We start from the raw sequence: 16,415 nt of genomic DNA on the forward strand, positions 1-16,415 counted from the left end.
CGGCCATGACCGAGCTGAAACCCGCTCTCGCGGGCGCCTTGCGCGCCTTGCCCTCCGTGGACCAATTGCTCTCCGCCGCGCCCGAGGCGGTGGCCCGCCATGGCCGGGCGCCCGTGGTGGCCGCCGCCCGCGCGGCCCTGGACGCCGCCCGGGCGGCCTTGCGCGCCGGCACCCTGCCCTTCCCCGAAGGCGAGGGCCTCGGCGCCCTCGCTCGCGCCATTGCGGCACACCTTGCCGCGCAGGCCCAACCCAGCCTGCGCCCGGTCTTCAACCTCACCGGCACGGTGCTGCACACCAATCTCGGCCGCGCCTTGCTGGCGGAGGAGGCCGTGGAAGCCGCCACCCGCGCCATGCGGCAGGCGGTGACGCTGGAATTCGCCCTCGATGGCGGCAAGCGCGGCGAGCGGGACGACCATGTGCGCGGCCTGCTGTGCGACCTCACGGGCGCGGAGGATGCGACCGTCGTCAACAACAATGCCGCCGCCGTGCTGCTGGTGCTGAACACCCTCGCGCAGGGCAAGGACAGCATCGTCTCGCGCGGCGAGCTGATCGAGATTGGCGGCGCCTTCCGCATGCCCGACATCATGGCGCGGGCCGGCACGCGCCTTGTGGAAGTGGGCACCACCAACCGCACCCATGCCCGCGACTATGAGGGCGCGCTCGGCGCCGAAACCGGCCTCGTGGTGAAGGTGCACACCTCCAATTACCGCATCCAGGGCTTCACCAAGGAAGTCCCCGCCCGGGAACTCTCCGCCATCGCCCACAAAGCGGGCGTGCCGCTGTTCAATGACCTCGGCTCCGGCACGCTCATTGATCTGGCCGACCATGGCCTGCTGCACGAGCCCACCGTGCGCGAATGCGTGGCGGAGGGGGCGGATATCGTCACCTTCTCCGGCGACAAGCTGCTGGGCGGGCCGCAGACCGGCTTCATTGTCGGCCGGCGCGATCTCATCGCGCGCATCAACAAGAATCCCATGAAGCGGGCGCTGCGGGTGGACAAGATCCGCCTCGCCGCCCTGGAGGCGACGCTGAAACTCTATCAGGATCCCGACCGGCTGGCCGCCCGCTTGCCGACACTCCGCCTTCTCGCCCGCACCCCCGCTGAAATGGCGCCTTTGGCCGCGCGCCTCGTACCGGCCCTCGCCGAGCAGCTGGGGCCGGCCTTCACCGTGACCACCCGGCCCTGCCGCAGCCAGATCGGCTCCGGGGCGCTGCCGCTGGAAACCCTCGACAGCCTCGCGCTCGCGCTCGCGCCAGTGGATGGCTCCGGCCGCAAGCTGGACGCCCTCGCCACCCGCCTGCGCGCCCTTCCGGTGCCCGTTATCGGCCGCATGGAAGATGGAGCCCTCCTCCTCGACTTGCGGTGCCTGGAGGACGAAGCCGGTTTCCTTGCCACCTTCGCCGCCTGGGAGGATCGCCATGGGCTGGCTTGATCGCCTCCTCGGTCGCAAATCCGCCGACACCAAGCCGGACGACAAGCCGGTCGACCTCACCGACCAGGACGCCGCCATGGCCCGCGCGCTGGAAGCCGCGCGCACCGGAGACTATGACACCGCCCTCGATGTGTGGGAAAAGCTCGCCCGCATGGGCAATGCCCGCGCCGCCAACAATATCGGCGCCTGCTTCTCCGAAGGCTACGGCATCGAGAAGGACATGGAGCTGGCCCGCCGCTGGCTCGCCGCCTCCGCCCAGGCGGGCGACCCCGTGGGCCAGCGCAACCTCGCCACCCTCTATTTCAAGGGCGAGGGCGTGCCGCAGGACTATGCCCATGCCGCCGAGCTTTATCGCTCCGCCGCCGTGCAGGGCGATGGGCCGGCGCAGGATATGCTCAGCTGGATGCTGCTGGAAGGCGAGGTCATGCCCACCGATCCCCGCGAGGCGCGGCGCTGGGCGCTGGCCGCCGCCGAGCAGGGCATCGCCACCGCCATGACACGCTTGGGCATGATGGCCCACAATGCGCTGGCCACCACGCGCGACCCGATGGAAGCCGCCCGCTGGTGGCGCATGGGCGCCGAGCGGGGCGATGCGGATGGGCAGGCCATGCTGGGCGCCGCCTATCATCTGGGCGCCGGCGTTCCGCGCGATCCGGTGGCCGCCTATGAATGGCTTTTGCGGGCGGAAGCCGCCGGCAGCGGCCTCGCCGCCCCCTTCCTGGAGCCCGTGCGCGGCGCGCTGACCGCCGAGGGCGCCGCCGAGGCGGTACGCCGCGCCAAGCAGCCTCTGCCCGCCCCGCAGGTGGAGACCGCCGGCGCATGATTATCGGGACGGCCGGCCATATCGACCACGGCAAGAGCGCGCTGGTGCGCGCGCTGACCGGCGTTGAGACCGACCGCCTGAAGGAGGAGAAGGCCCGGGGCATCTCCATCGACCTGGGCTTTGCCTATCTGCCGGTGGAGGGTGTGGGCACGCTCGGCTTCATCGACGTGCCCGGCCATGAGCGCTTCGTCCACACCATGCTGGCGGGCGCCACCGGCATTGATTTCGTGCTGCTGGTGGTGGCCGCCGATGACGGCCTGATGCCGCAGACCCGCGAGCATCTGGCCATTTTGGACCTGCTCGGCCTCGACCGGGGCCTTGTGGCCCTCACCAAGTCCGACCTGGTGGACGACGAGCGGTTGGGTCAGGTCACGGCCGAGATTGAAGGCGCGCTCGCCGGCACCAGCCTGGAGGGCGCCCCCATTCTCCCCGTCTCGGCGGTGACCGGCGCGGGGGTGGAGGCGGTGCGCGCCCATCTGGTGGAAGCGACCCGGCACGCGGCGGACCGTGCTGCCGACGGGCGGTTCCGCCTCGCCGTGGACCGCTCCTTCACCCTGGCCGGCGCCGGCACGGTGGTGACAGGGACGGTGCTCTCCGGGACGGTGAAAGTGGGTGACAGGGTGGTGGTGAGCCCCACCGGCCTCGAAGCCCGCGTGCGCTCCATCCGGGCGCAGGACACCCCGGCGCAGGAAGGCCGAGCCGGCGACCGCTGCGGCCTCAACCTTGCGGGCGAAGCCATCGCCAAGGAGGCCATCGTCCGGGGCGACGTGATTGTTGATGCCACCCTCCACGCCCCCGCCGACCATCTGGACGCCACGCTGAAGGTGCTGCCCGGCGAGCTGAAGCCCGTGGGCCAGTGGTTCCCGGTGCGTCTCCATACCGCCTCGGTGGATGTGGCCGCCCGCGTGGTGCTGCTGGGCGATCCCATTGCCCCCGGTGCCAGCGGCCTGGTGCAGCTGGTCACCGAGCGCCCCATCGCGGCCGCCGCTGGTGACCGTTTCGTGATCCGCGACACCTCGGCCCAGCGCACCGTGGGCGGCGGCCGCTTCCTGGATCTGCGCGGCCCCGCCCGCAAGCGCCGCACGCCCGAGCGCCTCACCCAGCTCGCCGCCCACGCCCTCACCGACCCCGCCGCGGCGGTGGCCGCCCTGCTGGCGACTCCGCCTTACCTCCTGGACCTGGCCGCCTTCACCCGCGACCGGGCGCTCAGCGCCAGCGCCGCCGACGTCCTCGTCGCCACCCTCGGCCTCGTGCCGCTCACCGCCGACGGCCTGGTGGTGGCCCCCGCCACCTGGACCGCCGTGCGGGAGGCGACGCTGGCTACCCTCGACGCCTTCCACCTCGCCCATCCCGACCTGCCGGGCATCGGCCAGGAGAAACTGCGCCTCCAGATCGAGCCCCGCCTGCCCGCCCCCGCCTTCGGCGCCGCGCTCCGCCGGCTCATGGCCGACCATCTGGTGAGCCTGGATGGGGCCTGGGTGCGCCGCGCCGGCTTCGAGGTGCGCCTCACCCCCAAGGACGAAGCCCTGTGGGCGGCGGTCGCCCCCCTCATCGGCGGCCCCGAGCGCTTCCGTCCGCCCCGGGTCCGCGACCTCGCCGCCGCTCTCGCAGAAGCCGAGCTGGACATGCGGCGCATGCTGCGTCTGCTCGGCCGGATGGGCCGCGTGGACGAGATCGCGCACGACCATTTCTTCCTCCGAGGAACAACGGCGGAGATGGTGGACATTCTGGTGCGCCTAAGCCGAGATCACGGGGAGTTCAGCGCTGCTCAGTTTCGCGACCAAGTGGAAAATGGCCGAAAAGTGGCCATCCAGATCCTGGAGTTTTTCGATCGCCACGGGGTGACCCTGCGCCGTGGAGATCTGCGCCGAATCAATCGCCACCGGCTGGACCTCTTCCGCACGCCAGGAGATGATGGGCCGGCGAAGGGTCAGCCCAGCGACGATGATACCGCGCCGCAAGGCGTTGTGGTTGCGCCGATTTCGGCTCCGGCCGATGGAAGAGAAGCGTCCCTGGTGGGGCGTCCGGACTTCAAATCCGGGAGGGGCCGCGAGCCGGTCCTTGGTGGGTTCGACTCCCACTCTCTTCCGCCATCCCCCGCCCCCGCAAGGAAGCGCTGACACCCTACTAAGTCTTTGACTGGAAAGGCCGAAATGACCCGCGCCACAGACTTCCTGGCCGCGCTTGCCGGCCGTGCCCAAGAGGCTGATGCGGCAGAAGGCCGGTTCCGGGCCGAGATGGAGGCCCGGGCTGCCGCCCTCGCCCACGCCCGCGCCGAGGCCCATCGCCGAGCCAACTTCCTGCGCCTGGTGGCGACATCAGCGGCCTCAGCCGAGAGCCCAGAAGCCGCTGAAATCGCAGCGCTTTCCCTGATCCGCAATCGCTTCGGCTGGGACCAGGAGACGCCCGCCCGCGCCGAAGTCCTGACCCAATTCGCCCCCCTCGCCCGCGCCTTGCACGCGGCTGCCCAGGCTGAGGCGGGGGGCGAGAATGAGGACCTCAACGATCCCGCCAAAGCATTGGCGGACTTCGAGAATTGGTACGCCGAGACGCGCGAGAGCAGCTTCTGGGACCTGTTTGAACACTATATGCCGGAGACGCCCCGTGTCGATTTCTAAGGGCCGGTCCAGCCGCCGCAAGCGGTCGTCGGAAAGCGACTTCGAGGACTGGCTGCACGTGGAGTTCGCTGCCCGCGACGCCTTCACCGCGTTGATTCTACTGGTGAAAATTACCGAACCGAAAATCACCCCGCTCGCCTCCACCTTCCTCAACGTGCTCGGCGACGACGTCACCTGGCCCCAGATGGCCGCCCTCCTGGCCGGCTCCGGGCACGCCTGGGACGGCGCCGCCTTCATCCCCGTAGACGGCCCCCTCCCCAACCCCGAAGCCCGCAGCCAGCTCCGGGCCCTGGAAGCGCGGGTGCGGGAGGATCGATTGGTGCTGAACGAGGGCCAGCTGTTCGACCTGTGGGGCCGGCGGCTGATGGTGGAGAAAGTCCCCACCCAATAGAGCATGCGCCGATCAGATGGCATCGCCATCTGATCGGATCACGCATTCTCTATCAATGGGTTAGAGGACGATTCACCCATCAGATTGATTCAATCTGATGGCATCGCCTTCTAGCATAAGCCATTATAATTTAATAAGTTTGGGACATTCTTCAGCGGATGGGAAAGTCGAAATAAGTGTCGGGGAACGGCTCGCCCCGCAAGGTGAAGTGCCACCATTCCATGTGAAAGGGGTCGAAGTCGTGCCGCCCCATCACGTCAGCGAGGAAATCGCGATTTCCCTTCTGTTCCGCCGTGACATCCGGGGAATCGGGCCATGATCTCTCGCTGAACAGGTCGAACGGCGTTCCCATATCCAGCGGCGCGCCCGTCTTCAGATCCGCCAAGGTGAGATCGAGGGTCGACCCCCGCGAATGCCCCGACCGGGCGGCGATATAACCCAGCGCGAAAAGGTCGGCCTTGCGGAGGTCCGGATAGTACTCCGCCCGCGTCCGGAGATCGGCCGCATCCGCCGCCCAGCGCGCAAAGTGAGCAACGGCGCGGGCTGGGCGATAGCAATCATAGATTAGAAGGGACAAACCCTCCCGCTCCAAAGCCCGTGCCACGTCCGAAAGCGCCTCGCAAGCGGGGCGGGTGAGGAAGCAGCGGGGCGCCTCGTAGCCGTCAATGCGCGCACCGACGAAATTGTCCGTGCCGTGATAGCGGACATCGAATCGCGCCCGCTCCAGCACCTCGCCCACATCTCGGAACTCCGCCGGAGGTGCATCGAGAACCACTGCGCTCGCAAGGGCTTGCGGCTCACGGGCCGTCTCTTCGCTCGCGCTCATTCGCCTGCTCCCGGATCAGATGCACCGAGCCTAGAGCATTTGCGCGTGGCGAGGGAACCAGCTTGCACCATACATATGCATGAAAACAAAGAGATGCTGCGCCGCAACGTGTCCATGAAAGGCAGAAGCGGCATGGAGACACGCGAACGATCTGTCAGCCCAGACCGCTTCAGCTTGGAAACGCCACCGCCCTCTGTCTTCTTGTTTTAACGCATCTCCGTCACGCGAACCGGCGCCCACTTCGCTCTGGACCTGCTCTAGCCGACCCAGAGGTCTGACCGAAAGGCCAGAAGATGCACACTGCGCACCGGATCTTGCGGCCGCGGACGGGGATCCTGCAAGGGCTGGGGGGTCGGCTCAGGCTCGCGGCGTGGCTCGCGGGACGGATCTCCCTCCGGCAGCGGGGGCAGGCCGGGCGTGTTGGGTTCCGGCGGCAGCGGAGGATCCTCCAAGGGCGCCGGCGGCGGCACGGGAACCTCGGGCGGGCGGATCGGGTCATTGCCTGGAATGGAGGCAGCCAGGCGGAAATGGGGTGTGGCGATCACAGACGTGCCTCCGGGCTGATCGGGAATGGGGTCTGGCGCAGGCGCCGGACACTCTCAAGTCAGCACCAACGCGCCATGGCCCGAGAGGTTCCGGGCGTCAGGTAAAGCCGGCGCTTCTTCTTGCCGACGACGGACAAAACTGCCGGACCACTTGAATTTCCGCAGAGGATTGCCCGCCGTTGCGCTGCGGGCAAAAAGAAAAATGCCGGACCTCTTTCGAGGCCCGGCAAGTATCGCCGCAGAGCGGCGAACCTTCCAGAGGGGAACAGCTGCTGCACCGCACAAGGTGCAAGCAGCGCATCAACACAATGCCCTCACCTTAGGCATAATGCAATGCGAAATGACCGCATGTCAGGCATGACCCGAACGCTTAGCTCTGTGCGGTGCAAAACCGCCGTTCGGCGCCCCGCTGACACAAATCAGTAATTCCAGCGCTGCGCCTTGGAAATGAGGAAGTCTCGGAAGACCTGGATGCGGGCAACCGAGCGCATTTCCTGAGCATAGGTGAAATATGCCTCCAACTTAGGCGTCTCCCGATCCGTAAACAGCTGGACCAGGGAGGAGGCATCATCCGTCAGGTAGTCCGGCAGCGTGCCGATGCCGACACCGCGCTCCACCGCCCGACGCAGGCCGAGCACCGAATTCACCTCGAAGGCCGGCACACGCGGCGCCCCGCCATCGCGCCCGGCATGCTCCAGCCAGTTCAGGCCCTGGAAATAGCTCGGGATCGGCCCGCCCAGCAAAAGGATCCGGTGCTTGTCCAGCTCGTCCACGCCGCGGGGATGTCCGTGCCGCTTGATATAGTCGGCCGAGGCATAGGCATGGAAATGCACGGTGAAGAGCTTGCGCTGCACCAGGTCCGGCTGAACCGGCTGGCGCATGCGGATGGCCACGTCCGCCTCGCGCATGGCCAAGTCCAGCTCCTCGTCGGTGAGGATCAGCTGGATGCGGATGTCCGGGTAGAGTTCCACGAACTCGCCCACCCGCGCGGTGAGCCAATGGGTACCAAGGCCGACCGTGGTGGTCACCCTGAGCTCGCCATTGGGTTTTTCCCGGCTGTCGGTGAGCTGGGCCCGGGCCGATTCGAGCTTGAGGAAGACCTCGTGCGCCGTGCGGTAGAGCAGTTCACCCTGCTCGGTGAGAATGAGGCCGCGGGCATGGCGATGAAAGAGCGGAACCTTCAGTTCCTGCTCCAGGGCAGAGACCTGCCGGCTCACCGCCGATTGCGAGAGCCCCAGCGTCTCACCCGCATGGGTGAAGGAGCCCGCCTCGGCCGCGACATGGAAAACCTTAAGCTTGTCCCAATCCATCCTGGCGTGCCCCCTGGGCCCGGGACAGCACGCCATCTTGCGGCGCCCGGATCTGTCTTTTCAAAAACCAAAATGGTCCGCACCGCCGCTGAGCCGCGGCGCGGCCCAAACCTTTATTCCGCGGCGGCCTGCACCTCTTGCGCGGCAAGGAAACGCTCGACCTCGAGCGCCGCCATGCAGCCGCGCCCGGCGGCTGTAACCGCTTGGCGGAACACGTCATCGGCCACGTCTCCGGCGGCGAAAAGGCCGGGTACCGACGTCGCAGTGGAATCCGGTTCGGTCCACACATAGCCGTTGGACTTGAGCTGAACCTGACCTTCCACGAGGCTGGTGGCCGGCGCATGGCCAATGGCAACGAACACGCCGTCCGTCGGCAACTCGCTCAGGGCGCCCGTGCGCACGTCGCGCAGCCGCACGCCGGTGACGCGGGGCGGTTCGGCCTCGCCGAGAATCTCGGCGACTTCCGCATGCCACACCAAACTCACCTTGGGATTGGCGAACAGCCGATCCTGCAGAATGCGTTCGGAGCGCAGCTTGTCGCGGCGATGCACCAAGGTGACCCGGGAGGCAAAATTGGTGAGGAACAGAGCCTCCTCGACCGCGGTGTTGCCGCCGCCCACCACCACCACATGCTTGCCGCGATAGAAGAAGCCGTCGCAGGTGGCGCAGGCGGACACGCCGCCGCCCCGGAACGTCTCCTCGGATGGCAGCCCGAGCCAGCGGGCCTGCGCGCCGGTGCACAGGATGACCGTCTCTGCCACATAGACCTGGCCCGAATCGGTGGTGAGGCGGAACGGGCGCCGGGAGAGATCCAGGGCGTTCACATGGTCGGAGACGATGCGGGTGCCCACATGCTCCGCCTGGGCGCGCATTTGGTCCATGAGCCAGGGGCCCTGGATCACATCCGCGAAACCGGGGTAGTTTTCCACATCCGTGGTGATGGTGAGCTGGCCGCCGGGCTGGATGCCCTCGATCAGGACGGGCTCAAGCATGGCTCGCGCCGCATAGATGGCAGCCGTATAGCCGGCCGGTCCAGAGCCGATGATGACGACCTTTACATGTTGGGCAGGCATGAAAACCTCGAAACGACAGGCGTCGCGCCAGGCGGTTTCCGTGCGTCGGAATGTCCGACGCTTCCGCTCCGAGCCGGCTACGAGCCATGCGTCAATGTAGGGTCTGGCACGCACCATCACAAGGCGAGAGGTTCACGCAAGGGTGCGGGCGCGATCACGAAATATTATTTCGTTGCACTGCCGAAAGCCTGCACTAAGGTGCCGACGCTTTCCGCGGGAGGACCACCTTGACCATTCATCTCGATGCCGTGGACTGGAAGATCCTGTCCGAGCTCCAGCTGGACGGCCGGATGACCAATGTGGAGCTGTCTCGCCGGGTCGGCATCTCGGCCCCACCTTGCCTGCGGCGCGTCCGGGCGCTGGAGGAGGAGGGCATCATCCAGGGCTACCGGGCGCTGCTCGACGAGAAACGCCTTGGCTATGACCTGATGTCTTTCGCCATGGTGCACCTCATTAGCCAAGCGGAGGCGGACCTGACGGCCTTCCAGGCACGCATCGACAGCTGGCCGCTGGTCCGCGGCGCATGGATGCTCTCGGGCGACGTGGACTTCCTGATGCTGTGCGTGGCGCCGGACCTGCGGACCTTCCAAAACTTCGTGCTGGAAATCACCGCCGCGCCCAATGTGCGCAACGTCAAGACGGCGCTATCGCTGGGGCAAACGAAGAATGCGCCCATCGTCCCGCTGGTGCCGGAAACGGCAAAGGCGGCGCCCTCGCGCTAAGGTCTGAGCCAGGTGCGCCTCCCCCAACCGAAGGCCGGCCGGCGGATGACACCCGCCGGCGGCCAAACAGGCTTCAGATCAGACCCAGCGGACCGATACGATCTCGAATGACCGGGGCCCCTTCGGGGTCACCACCTCGACGCTGGCCCCCTTGCTCTTCCCAATCAGCGCGCGCGCCACGGGAGACGAGATGGAGATCCGTCCCGCTTTGGCATCGGCTTCGCTGTCGCCGACGATCTGCCAGACCTTCTCCTCTTCCGTGTCCTCGTCCACCAAGGTCACGGTCGCGCCGAACTTCACCGTATCGCCCGACAGCTTGCTGACGTCGATGACCTCGGCGCGCGAGAGCTTATCCTCCAGCTCGGCGATGCGACCCTCGTTTAGGGATTGCTGCTCCTTCGCCGCGTGATATTCCGCATTTTCTGACAGGTCGCCGTGCGCCCGCGCCTCGGAGATGGCGTTGATGATGCGCGGACGCTCCACCTGCTGGCGATGCCGCAATTCGTTTTCCAGGGCAACGTAGCCGTGCCCCGTCATGGGAATCTTCTCCATGGGTCCTGCTCGAGACCTCCTCGCACCGCCGCCCCGCCTGGGGCGGCGTTGAATGATGGTGGCGGGCCTCCCGTAGAAGCGAGGGCGCCAACCGACATTTCAAACGGAACAAAGCGACCCCGCACCTCCCGCCAAGGTCGCCGCCTTTCAGCCAGCGCCTGACGGGCGGCGCGACGCCGCTCGATCGTCCCATGCTATCGGCCGCGTTCCGCGGCCGCCCTGCGCCGGCAGTCTGCCGAATGGGTCGTTCCATTCAGCATGTAGCCGGCAACCTTCATAACCACATGACAGCCTTGAATCGTCCCGCGCGGACTGTCTTCATCTGCGCGGAACGAACTCCGGCCGGGGAATGCCTGTTCCCGGCCACAGTCCTGGATGTCAGCCCGCCCGGCTTACGCCCGGCGCCTGTGTGCCATCGAAATAGCTCTGCAGGGCGCGGACCTTCAGGTCGCCGCCCACATAGGCCTTGATGCCCTGCGTCGCCGCGATGGCACCCGACAGCGTGGTGTAATACGGCACTTTGTGCAAGAGGGCCGCGCGCCGGAGCGAGCGGCTGTCGGACAAGGCCTGCGCGCCTTCCGTGGTGTTGAACACCAGCTGCACGTCGCCATTCTTTATGGCGTCGACGATATGCGGCCGGCCCTCAAGCACCTTGTTGATCTTGCCGGCCTCGATGCCGTTCTCGGCCAGGAAGCGCTGGGTGCCGGAGGTGGCGATCACCTTGAATCCGAGCTCGATCAGGACGCGGATCGAGGGCAGGATGCGCGCCTTGTCGCTCTCCTTCACGGAGACGAACACGGTGCCGGCCTTGGGCACCTTGGTGCCCCCACCCAGCTGGCTCTTGGCAAAGGCGACGCCATAATCGGTGTCGAGGCCCATCACTTCGCCGGTGGAGCGCATCTCCGGGCCGAGCACGGTGTCGACACCCGGGAAGCGGGCGAAGGGGAACACCGCTTCCTTCACCGCGATATGGCTGACGCTGGCCCGCTCCAGATTGAAGGCGGACAGCGGCTCGCCGGCCATGACGCGGGCCGCGATCTTCGCGATCGGCGTGCCGATCACCTTGGCGACGAAGGGCACCGTGCGCGAGGCGCGCGGATTGACTTCGAGCACGTAAATCTCGTCGTCCTTCAGCGCATATTGCACGTTCATCAGGCCGACCACGCCGAGCGCCAGCGCCAGCGCGCGGGTTTCCTCGCCCAGCCGATCGATGGTGTCGCGGGAGAGCGAGTGCGGGGGCAGCGAGCAGGCACTGTCACCGGAATGGATGCCCGCCTCCTCGATATGCTCCATGATGCCGGCGATAAACACGTCCGTGCCGTCGCACAGGGCGTCCACATCCACTTCGATGGCGTCCGACAGATAGCGGTCGAACAGGAGCGGGTTCTCACCCAGCACCGCGTCGATCTGGCCGGTCTTGTCGTTCGGGAACCGCGCGCGGATCTCGTGGGGGACGAGGCCCGGCAGGGTGTCCATGAGATAGTCGCCGAGCTGGTGCTCCTCGCGCAGAATCTGCATGGCCCGGCCGCCCAGCACATAGGACGGACGCACAACCAGCGGAAAGCCGAGCGCGGCAGAGGCATCACGCGCCTGCTGCACCGAATAGGCGATGCCGTTGGCGGGCTGGCGCAGTTCCAGCTCTTCAAGCAGGGTCTTGAAGCGGTCGCGATCCTCGGCGAGGTCGATGGCGTCCGGCGAGGTCCCGAGGATCGGAACGTTGGCCGCCTCAAGGGCGCGCGCCAGCTTCAGCGGAGTCTGGCCGCCGAACTGAACGATGACGCCATGCAGCGTGCCGGCGGTGCGTTCGCGGTCGATCAGCTCCAGCACGTCCTCGGCGGTCAGCGGCTCGAAATAGAGCCGGTCCGACGTGTCATAGTCGGTGGAGACCGTCTCCGGATTGCAGTTGACCATGATGGCCTCATAGCCCGCATCCTTGAGGGCAAAGGCCGCATGGCAGCAGCAATAGTCGAACTCGATGCCCTGACCGATGCGGTTCGGCCCGCCACCCAGGATCACCACCTTCTTGGCGCTGGACGGCTGGGATTCGTCCGCCATCGCGCCGCCGAAAGGCGCCTCGTAGGTGGAGTACATGTAGGCGGTGGGCGAGGCGAACTCGGCCGCGCAGGTGTCGATGCGCTTATAGACCGGACGCACGTTCAGCGCGTGGCGATGGGCCCGCACCTCGGCCTGCGTGATCCCGGCGAGCGAGGCGAGACGGGCGTCCGAGAAGCCCTGGCTCTTCAGGCCGCGCAGCAGGCCGGCGGTCTTGGGGAGGCCGAACTTGCGGACCTTGTCCTCGGCATCGACGATGCCGCGGATCTGGGCCAGGAACCAGGGATCGATCTTGCAGGCCGCATGGATCTGCTCGTCGCTCATGCCATGGCGCATGGCCTGCGCCACATAGAGCAGGCGGTCGGGCGTCGGGGTGCCGAGCGCGGCGCGGATGGCATTCTTGTCGTCGCCGGCGCCCAGGCCGCCAATCTCGATCTCATCTAGGCCGGTGAGGCCCGTCTCCAGCGAACGCAGCGCCTTCTGGAGGCTCTCCTGGAAGGTGCGGCCGATGGCCATGGCCTCGCCCACGGACTTCATGGACGTGGTCAAAGTCGGCTCGGCGCCCGGGAACTTCTCGAAGGCAAAGCGCGGGATCTTGGTGACCACATAGTCGATGGTCGGCTCGAACGAGGCCGGGGTGGCGCCGCCGGTGATGTCGTTCTCGATCTCGTCCAGCGTGTAGCCGACCGCAAGGCGCGCGGCGACCTTGGCGATGGGGAAGCCGGTGGCCTTGGAGGCCAGCGCCGAGGACCGCGACACGCGCGGGTTCATCTCGATCACGATCATCCGCCCGTCCTCGGGGTTGATCGCGAACTGCACGTTGGAGCCGCCGGTCTCCACGCCGATCTCGCGCAGCACCGCAAGCGATGCGTCGCGCATGATCTGGTATTCCTTGTCGGTCAGCGTCAGCGCCGGGGCCACCGTGATCGAATCGCCGGTGTGCACGCCCATCGGGTCGAGATTCTCGATGGAGCAGATGATGATGCAGTTGTCCGCCTTGTCGCGGACCACCTCCATCTCATACTCCTTCCAGCCGAGGACGCTTTCCTCGATCAGGACCTCATTGGTGGGCGAGGCGTCGATGCCCCGCTCCACGATCTCGATGAACTCGGCCTTGTTGTAGGCGATGCCGCCGCCCGTGCCGCCCATGGTGAAGGACGGGCGGATGATGGCCGGCAAGCCAACCTCGTCGAGCGCTTCGAGCGCCTGGGCGAGATTCTTGATCTGGCGGGACTTGGGCGTCAGGAGGCCGATCTTGGTCATGGCCTCGCGGAACAGCTCGCGATCCTCGGCCTTGTCGATGGCCTCTGCGGTGGCGCCGATCATCTCCACGTCGAAGCGATCGAGCACACCGTCCTTCTTGAGCGACAGGGCGCAATTCAGCGCCGTCTGGCCACCCATGGTCGGCAGGAGCGCAAAGCCCTTGGAGCGGTCGCCCCGCTCCTTCTCGATGATCTTGGCGACGATCTCGGAGGTGATGGGCTCGATATAAGTCGCATCCGCCATGTCCGGATCGGTCATGATGGTGGCCGGATTCGAGTTCACCAGGACCACCCGGTAACCCTCCTCCTTCAGCGCCTTGCACGCCTGGGTTCCGGAATAATCGAACTCACAGGCCTGCCCGATCACGATGGGGCCGGCGCCGATGATGAGGATGGTTTCGAGGTCAGTGCGTTTCGGCATGTCTCGCTGGCGCTCGACGGGCGCAAAAAAAGGGCCGCGGGTCACGCGCCCCTGTGGATTGATTTTCCGTCGTTCGACGGCAGAGGTGGCGTCGCGGCGTTGAATTCTCTTCGCCCGGCGCGCTATCTGGCTTCCTTAGACCATAATTCAACGCGACGGAAGACCATCGTCCCGTTGTGCGGAGCCTCCGGCCTCATGTCCCTGTTGAAGCGCCTCCTTTCGGAGAACCGCCACCTCATCACGCAGTTCGCCATCTTCGTCGCCGTGGGCGCCACCGCCTTCGTGGCGCATTTCCTGGTGCTGGGCGGGCTGGTGGAGTGGGAGATTCTCGGTCCGGTGGCCGCGTCCATGGTCGGATTCGTGGTGGGGACCCTGGTCACCTACACGCTGAACAGCAGCTTCACCTTCCAGTCGAGCCGCTCCCATGCGGGCGCCCTGCCCCGCTATTTTGCGGTTGCAGGGGTCGCCTTCGTGCTGAACGGGGTGCTGATGGACCTCTTCACCCACCGGCTCGGTATTTTCTACCTGCTGGCGCAAGCGCTCACGAGCGGGCTGGTCCTGTGCTGGACTTTCTCCGGATACCGCCTGTGGGCCTTTGCCGACAAGAGCGCCCGCGGATCCGCGCGATAAAGTTTACGGCGCGCGATTTGCAGTGAAGGCCATGCGCTCCTGATTGTGCCCCACATTCGGCCGCACCCGCCGCGCGGTGAATCCCGCCTTGGCGAGCACGTCGAGCATCGCCGCCTCGCTATATTGGGACAGGCCAAGGTCCGCGCGCAGCTTGCGATAGGGCGAAAAGACGGTGCGCACCAGGCCCAGCACGGCCGAGCCGAGAAACCCCTCCGCCCCCCCGAAGCGCAGAAGGGCGAGCGCGTCCCGCACCGCGCTCACATGCGGCGGGATCACATCGGCGACCAGCAGCGTGCCGCCTGGCGCAAGGAGCCGCCGCCAGGTGGCCATCAGGTCATCGCGCACCTGCGGGGAAAGATATTGCAGGAGGGAATTGGCGACGATGAGATCGAAGCTGCCCTCCGGCAGGGCCGCCACTTCCTCCGGCGAGAGAACGTGGATGCGCGGATTGCCGGCAACGCGTGCCTTCAGGCCCTGGCGAACACCGGGGGCGGCATCGCTCAACGTCAGTTGGCCACAGGCCTGCGCCAGCGCCTGCGCACCCAGCGCCTCACCGCAGCCATAGTCGAGCACGCGCGCCTGGGGGTGGGGGACGAAGCGGGCAATGTCGGCGGCGATGCGGGCATAATGGACCTGCTTGTGCCGCTCGCTTGTATAGATGGCGTGGCTGCCGTCCCAAAAGGAGATCCAGTCCATTGCGTTCCTCGTCCGGCCCCGCGCCCGGTTCAGCGGCAAGTCATGCGATGGAATGGAACGGGCTGTCCAGCGTCGGAACCGCGCATCGTTGCGGGGCGCCCTCTTGCCCTAAAACCCTGGGCTGCTCCAGCCACACTCAAGTCGAAGCCCCTACGGCGCCAACAAAGAAAAGACCGGATGGGACAGTCCCTTCCGGCTCCACTCTATCCCATAGACCGCAAAGGGCCTGCGCCCTCTGGCGTCAGCGCGCCGCGAAGGCGATGCCCTCCTTCACCTGCACGATGGCCTGATCGATCAGCCCCATGGCCGCCTCGCGGTGCCCGCCCTTGTTCGGAGTGGCCCGTTCCAGGCTGGCGCGGGCGCCGCGGAGCTGCTCCAGGGCCGCTTCCATGTCCCCCTGATAGGCCACCGCGGAGGTGATCGCCGCGCCGCCGGCGAGCGCGACGCCCATCCCGAGAGCGAAACCAAGAACTGCGCCGCGCGAAATAACCTTAGCCATATCCTGCCTCCATAAACACGACAATCCGCACGGGCCATTGTGGCGTACTTGCGGCAAGTTTTAGGCATTACAGGAATTTAACGGACCACAATCACCATTTATAGTTGACCCAAAATAGACCCACAGTCGGATTCAAGGCGCGGATCGCCGGATCCGAGGACGAATATACCTTCGGCCCGGAGGCCTTTGCCTGAGCAGAATCCGATGCGGTGGCGGAGATCGCGAACTGCACACCCACCCGGCACGGGCCGGGAATGCTGGCGAGGCGCCCGCCCTGCCAGTCAGTCACCACGCCGCCATTGTCGCCGCCGAAGCCGACGATGCGGAAGGGGCGCCCATTGGCTTTCTGCACATCGACGATCGACGTGCCGATACTGACACCCGCGACGCTCCAGGCGCTCTCATCGGTGAACGCCACGCGCGTCGGCGTGGTGTAGCCGATGGCATCCGCCCACGCGATATCGACGCGCAGCTTTGGATCACCGGCCAGCAGCACCGAACCGGGAGAGGAGCCTCCGCCGGGCTGCTGCACATCGGCGCGGCTCATGGCTTGTGCGCCGAA

The 16,415-nt window shown here is 66.8% G+C and carries 14 protein-coding genes, 1 tRNA gene and 1 pseudogene; 8 read left to right on the plus strand and 8 right to left on the minus strand.

Annotation, left to right across the window (positions count from 1 at the left end; translation table 11 throughout):
- The first annotated feature begins 5 nt into the window (after nt 1–5).
- The 6 genes and pseudogenes from selA (at nt 6) to J5J86_RS09410 (ending at nt 5,265) form a co-directional block, all read left to right on the plus strand.
- Nucleotides 6–1,433 (plus strand): L-seryl-tRNA(Sec) selenium transferase, encoded by a 1,428-nt coding sequence (gene selA, locus J5J86_RS09385; protein WP_209104612.1) that lies wholly within the window; start codon nt 6–8, stop codon nt 1,431–1,433.
- The gene (locus tag J5J86_RS09390) at nt 1,420–2,256 is read left to right on the plus strand and encodes a tetratricopeptide repeat protein (RefSeq protein WP_209104613.1); all 837 of its coding nucleotides are present in this window, start codon (nt 1,420–1,422) and stop codon (nt 2,254–2,256) included. Before selA ends, J5J86_RS09390 begins: the two co-directional genes overlap by 14 nt.
- A pseudogene (gene selB / locus J5J86_RS09395) lies at nt 2,253–4,070 on the plus strand (selenocysteine-specific translation elongation factor); the annotation flags it as partial. The gene J5J86_RS09390 and the pseudogene selB, both read left to right, overlap by 4 nt.
- A gap of 183 nt (nt 4,071–4,253) precedes the next feature.
- A tRNA-Sec gene (locus tag J5J86_RS09400) sits at nt 4,254–4,349 on the plus strand.
- 60 nt (nt 4,350–4,409) lie between these two features.
- The gene (locus J5J86_RS09405; protein ID WP_209104614.1) at nt 4,410–4,874 is read left to right on the plus strand and encodes a hypothetical protein; all 465 of its coding nucleotides are present in this window, start codon (nt 4,410–4,412) and stop codon (nt 4,872–4,874) included.
- On the plus strand, nt 4,861–5,265 hold the full coding sequence (locus tag J5J86_RS09410; RefSeq protein ID WP_209104615.1) for a hypothetical protein: 405 nt from the start codon (nt 4,861–4,863) through the stop codon (nt 5,263–5,265). The genes J5J86_RS09405 and J5J86_RS09410 overlap by 14 nt, the downstream gene beginning before the upstream one ends.
- A 151-nt stretch (nt 5,266–5,416) precedes the next feature.
- Here J5J86_RS09410 and J5J86_RS09415 read toward each other — a convergent pair whose 3' ends face one another.
- From J5J86_RS09415 to trxB, 3 genes are all read right to left on the minus strand, one after another.
- Complete coding sequence (locus J5J86_RS09415; RefSeq protein WP_209104616.1) at nt 5,417–6,091, minus strand: M15 family metallopeptidase; 675 nt, start codon at nt 6,089–6,091, stop codon at nt 5,417–5,419.
- 964 nt (nt 6,092–7,055) lie between these two features.
- Nucleotides 7,056–7,946, minus strand: a complete 891-nt coding sequence (locus J5J86_RS09420; protein ID WP_209104617.1) for a LysR family transcriptional regulator — start codon at nt 7,944–7,946, stop codon at nt 7,056–7,058.
- 113 nt (nt 7,947–8,059) lie between these two features.
- On the minus strand, nt 8,060–9,019 hold the full coding sequence (gene trxB / locus J5J86_RS09425) for a thioredoxin-disulfide reductase (RefSeq protein WP_209104618.1): 960 nt from the start codon (nt 9,017–9,019) through the stop codon (nt 8,060–8,062).
- Nucleotides 9,020–9,246: 227 nt separating this feature from the next.
- On the opposite strand from trxB, the gene J5J86_RS09430 reads away from it, so the two are divergent.
- Nucleotides 9,247–9,741 carry an Lrp/AsnC family transcriptional regulator gene (locus tag J5J86_RS09430; protein WP_209104619.1) on the plus strand — a complete coding sequence of 165 codons (495 nt, stop codon included), beginning with the start codon at nt 9,247–9,249 and terminating at the stop codon, nt 9,739–9,741.
- 78 nt (nt 9,742–9,819) lie between these two features.
- On the opposite strand, the gene greA is transcribed toward J5J86_RS09430, so the two are convergent.
- Together greA and carB are read right to left on the minus strand one after the other, a co-directional pair.
- A complete protein-coding gene (greA, locus tag J5J86_RS09435; protein WP_209104620.1) occupies nt 9,820–10,293 on the minus strand; it encodes a transcription elongation factor GreA in 474 nt (157 codons plus the stop codon).
- A 378-nt stretch (nt 10,294–10,671) separates the two neighbouring features.
- Nucleotides 10,672–14,028: a carbamoyl-phosphate synthase large subunit gene (gene carB, locus J5J86_RS09440; RefSeq protein ID WP_209104621.1), complete on the minus strand. Its 3,357-nt coding sequence runs from the start codon at nt 14,026–14,028 to the stop codon at nt 10,672–10,674.
- A gap of 195 nt (nt 14,029–14,223) precedes the next feature.
- On the opposite strand from carB, the gene J5J86_RS09445 reads away from it, so the two are divergent.
- Nucleotides 14,224–14,658 carry a GtrA family protein gene (locus tag J5J86_RS09445; RefSeq protein ID WP_209104622.1) on the plus strand — a complete coding sequence of 145 codons (435 nt, stop codon included), beginning with the start codon at nt 14,224–14,226 and terminating at the stop codon, nt 14,656–14,658.
- 3 nt (nt 14,659–14,661) lie between these two features.
- Here J5J86_RS09445 and J5J86_RS09450 read toward each other — a convergent pair whose 3' ends face one another.
- The 3 genes from J5J86_RS09450 to J5J86_RS09460 all read right to left on the minus strand — a co-directional run bounded on the left by J5J86_RS09450 (nt 14,662) and on the right by J5J86_RS09460 (nt 16,400).
- Nucleotides 14,662–15,354 (minus strand): class I SAM-dependent methyltransferase, encoded by a 693-nt coding sequence (locus J5J86_RS09450; protein WP_209104623.1) that lies wholly within the window; start codon nt 15,352–15,354, stop codon nt 14,662–14,664.
- Between the two features lie 241 nt (nt 15,355–15,595).
- Nucleotides 15,596–15,853 (minus strand): hypothetical protein, encoded by a 258-nt coding sequence (locus J5J86_RS09455; RefSeq protein ID WP_209104624.1) that lies wholly within the window; start codon nt 15,851–15,853, stop codon nt 15,596–15,598.
- 91 nt (nt 15,854–15,944) lie between these two features.
- Nucleotides 15,945–16,400 carry a hypothetical protein gene (locus tag J5J86_RS09460; protein WP_209104625.1) on the minus strand — a complete coding sequence of 152 codons (456 nt, stop codon included), beginning with the start codon at nt 16,398–16,400 and terminating at the stop codon, nt 15,945–15,947.
- Nucleotides 16,401–16,415 lie beyond the last annotated feature (15 nt).

Source organism: Aquabacter sp. L1I39, assembly GCF_017742835.1.
Classification (GTDB): Bacteria; Pseudomonadota; Alphaproteobacteria; order Rhizobiales; family Xanthobacteraceae; genus L1I39.

Bases quoted from the DNA above. Each gene is read 5' to 3' on its own strand.
- selA (WP_209104612.1), top strand. From the start codon at position 6: ATGACCGAGCTGAAACCCGCTCTCGCGGGCGCCTTGCGCGCCTTGCCC.
- J5J86_RS09390 (WP_209104613.1), top strand. From the start codon at position 1,420: ATGGGCTGGCTTGATCGCCTCCTCGGTCGCAAATCCGCCGACACCAAG.
- J5J86_RS09405 (WP_209104614.1), top strand. From the start codon at position 4,410: ATGACCCGCGCCACAGACTTCCTGGCCGCGCTTGCCGGCCGTGCCCAA.
- J5J86_RS09415 (WP_209104616.1), bottom strand. From the start codon at position 6,091: ATGAGCGCGAGCGAAGAGACGGCCCGTGAGCCGCAAGCCCTTGCGAGC.
- J5J86_RS09420 (WP_209104617.1), bottom strand. From the start codon at position 7,946: ATGGATTGGGACAAGCTTAAGGTTTTCCATGTCGCGGCCGAGGCGGGC.
- trxB (WP_209104618.1), bottom strand. From the start codon at position 9,019: ATGCCTGCCCAACATGTAAAGGTCGTCATCATCGGCTCTGGACCGGCC.
- greA (WP_209104620.1), bottom strand. From the start codon at position 10,293: ATGGAGAAGATTCCCATGACGGGGCACGGCTACGTTGCCCTGGAAAAC.
- carB (WP_209104621.1), bottom strand. From the start codon at position 14,028: ATGCCGAAACGCACTGACCTCGAAACCATCCTCATCATCGGCGCCGGC.
- J5J86_RS09445 (WP_209104622.1), top strand. From the start codon at position 14,224: ATGTCCCTGTTGAAGCGCCTCCTTTCGGAGAACCGCCACCTCATCACG.
- J5J86_RS09450 (WP_209104623.1), bottom strand. From the start codon at position 15,354: ATGGACTGGATCTCCTTTTGGGACGGCAGCCACGCCATCTATACAAGC.
- J5J86_RS09455 (WP_209104624.1), bottom strand. From the start codon at position 15,853: ATGGCTAAGGTTATTTCGCGCGGCGCAGTTCTTGGTTTCGCTCTCGGG.
- J5J86_RS09460 (WP_209104625.1), bottom strand. From the start codon at position 16,400: ATGAGCCGCGCCGATGTGCAGCAGCCCGGCGGAGGCTCCTCTCCCGGT.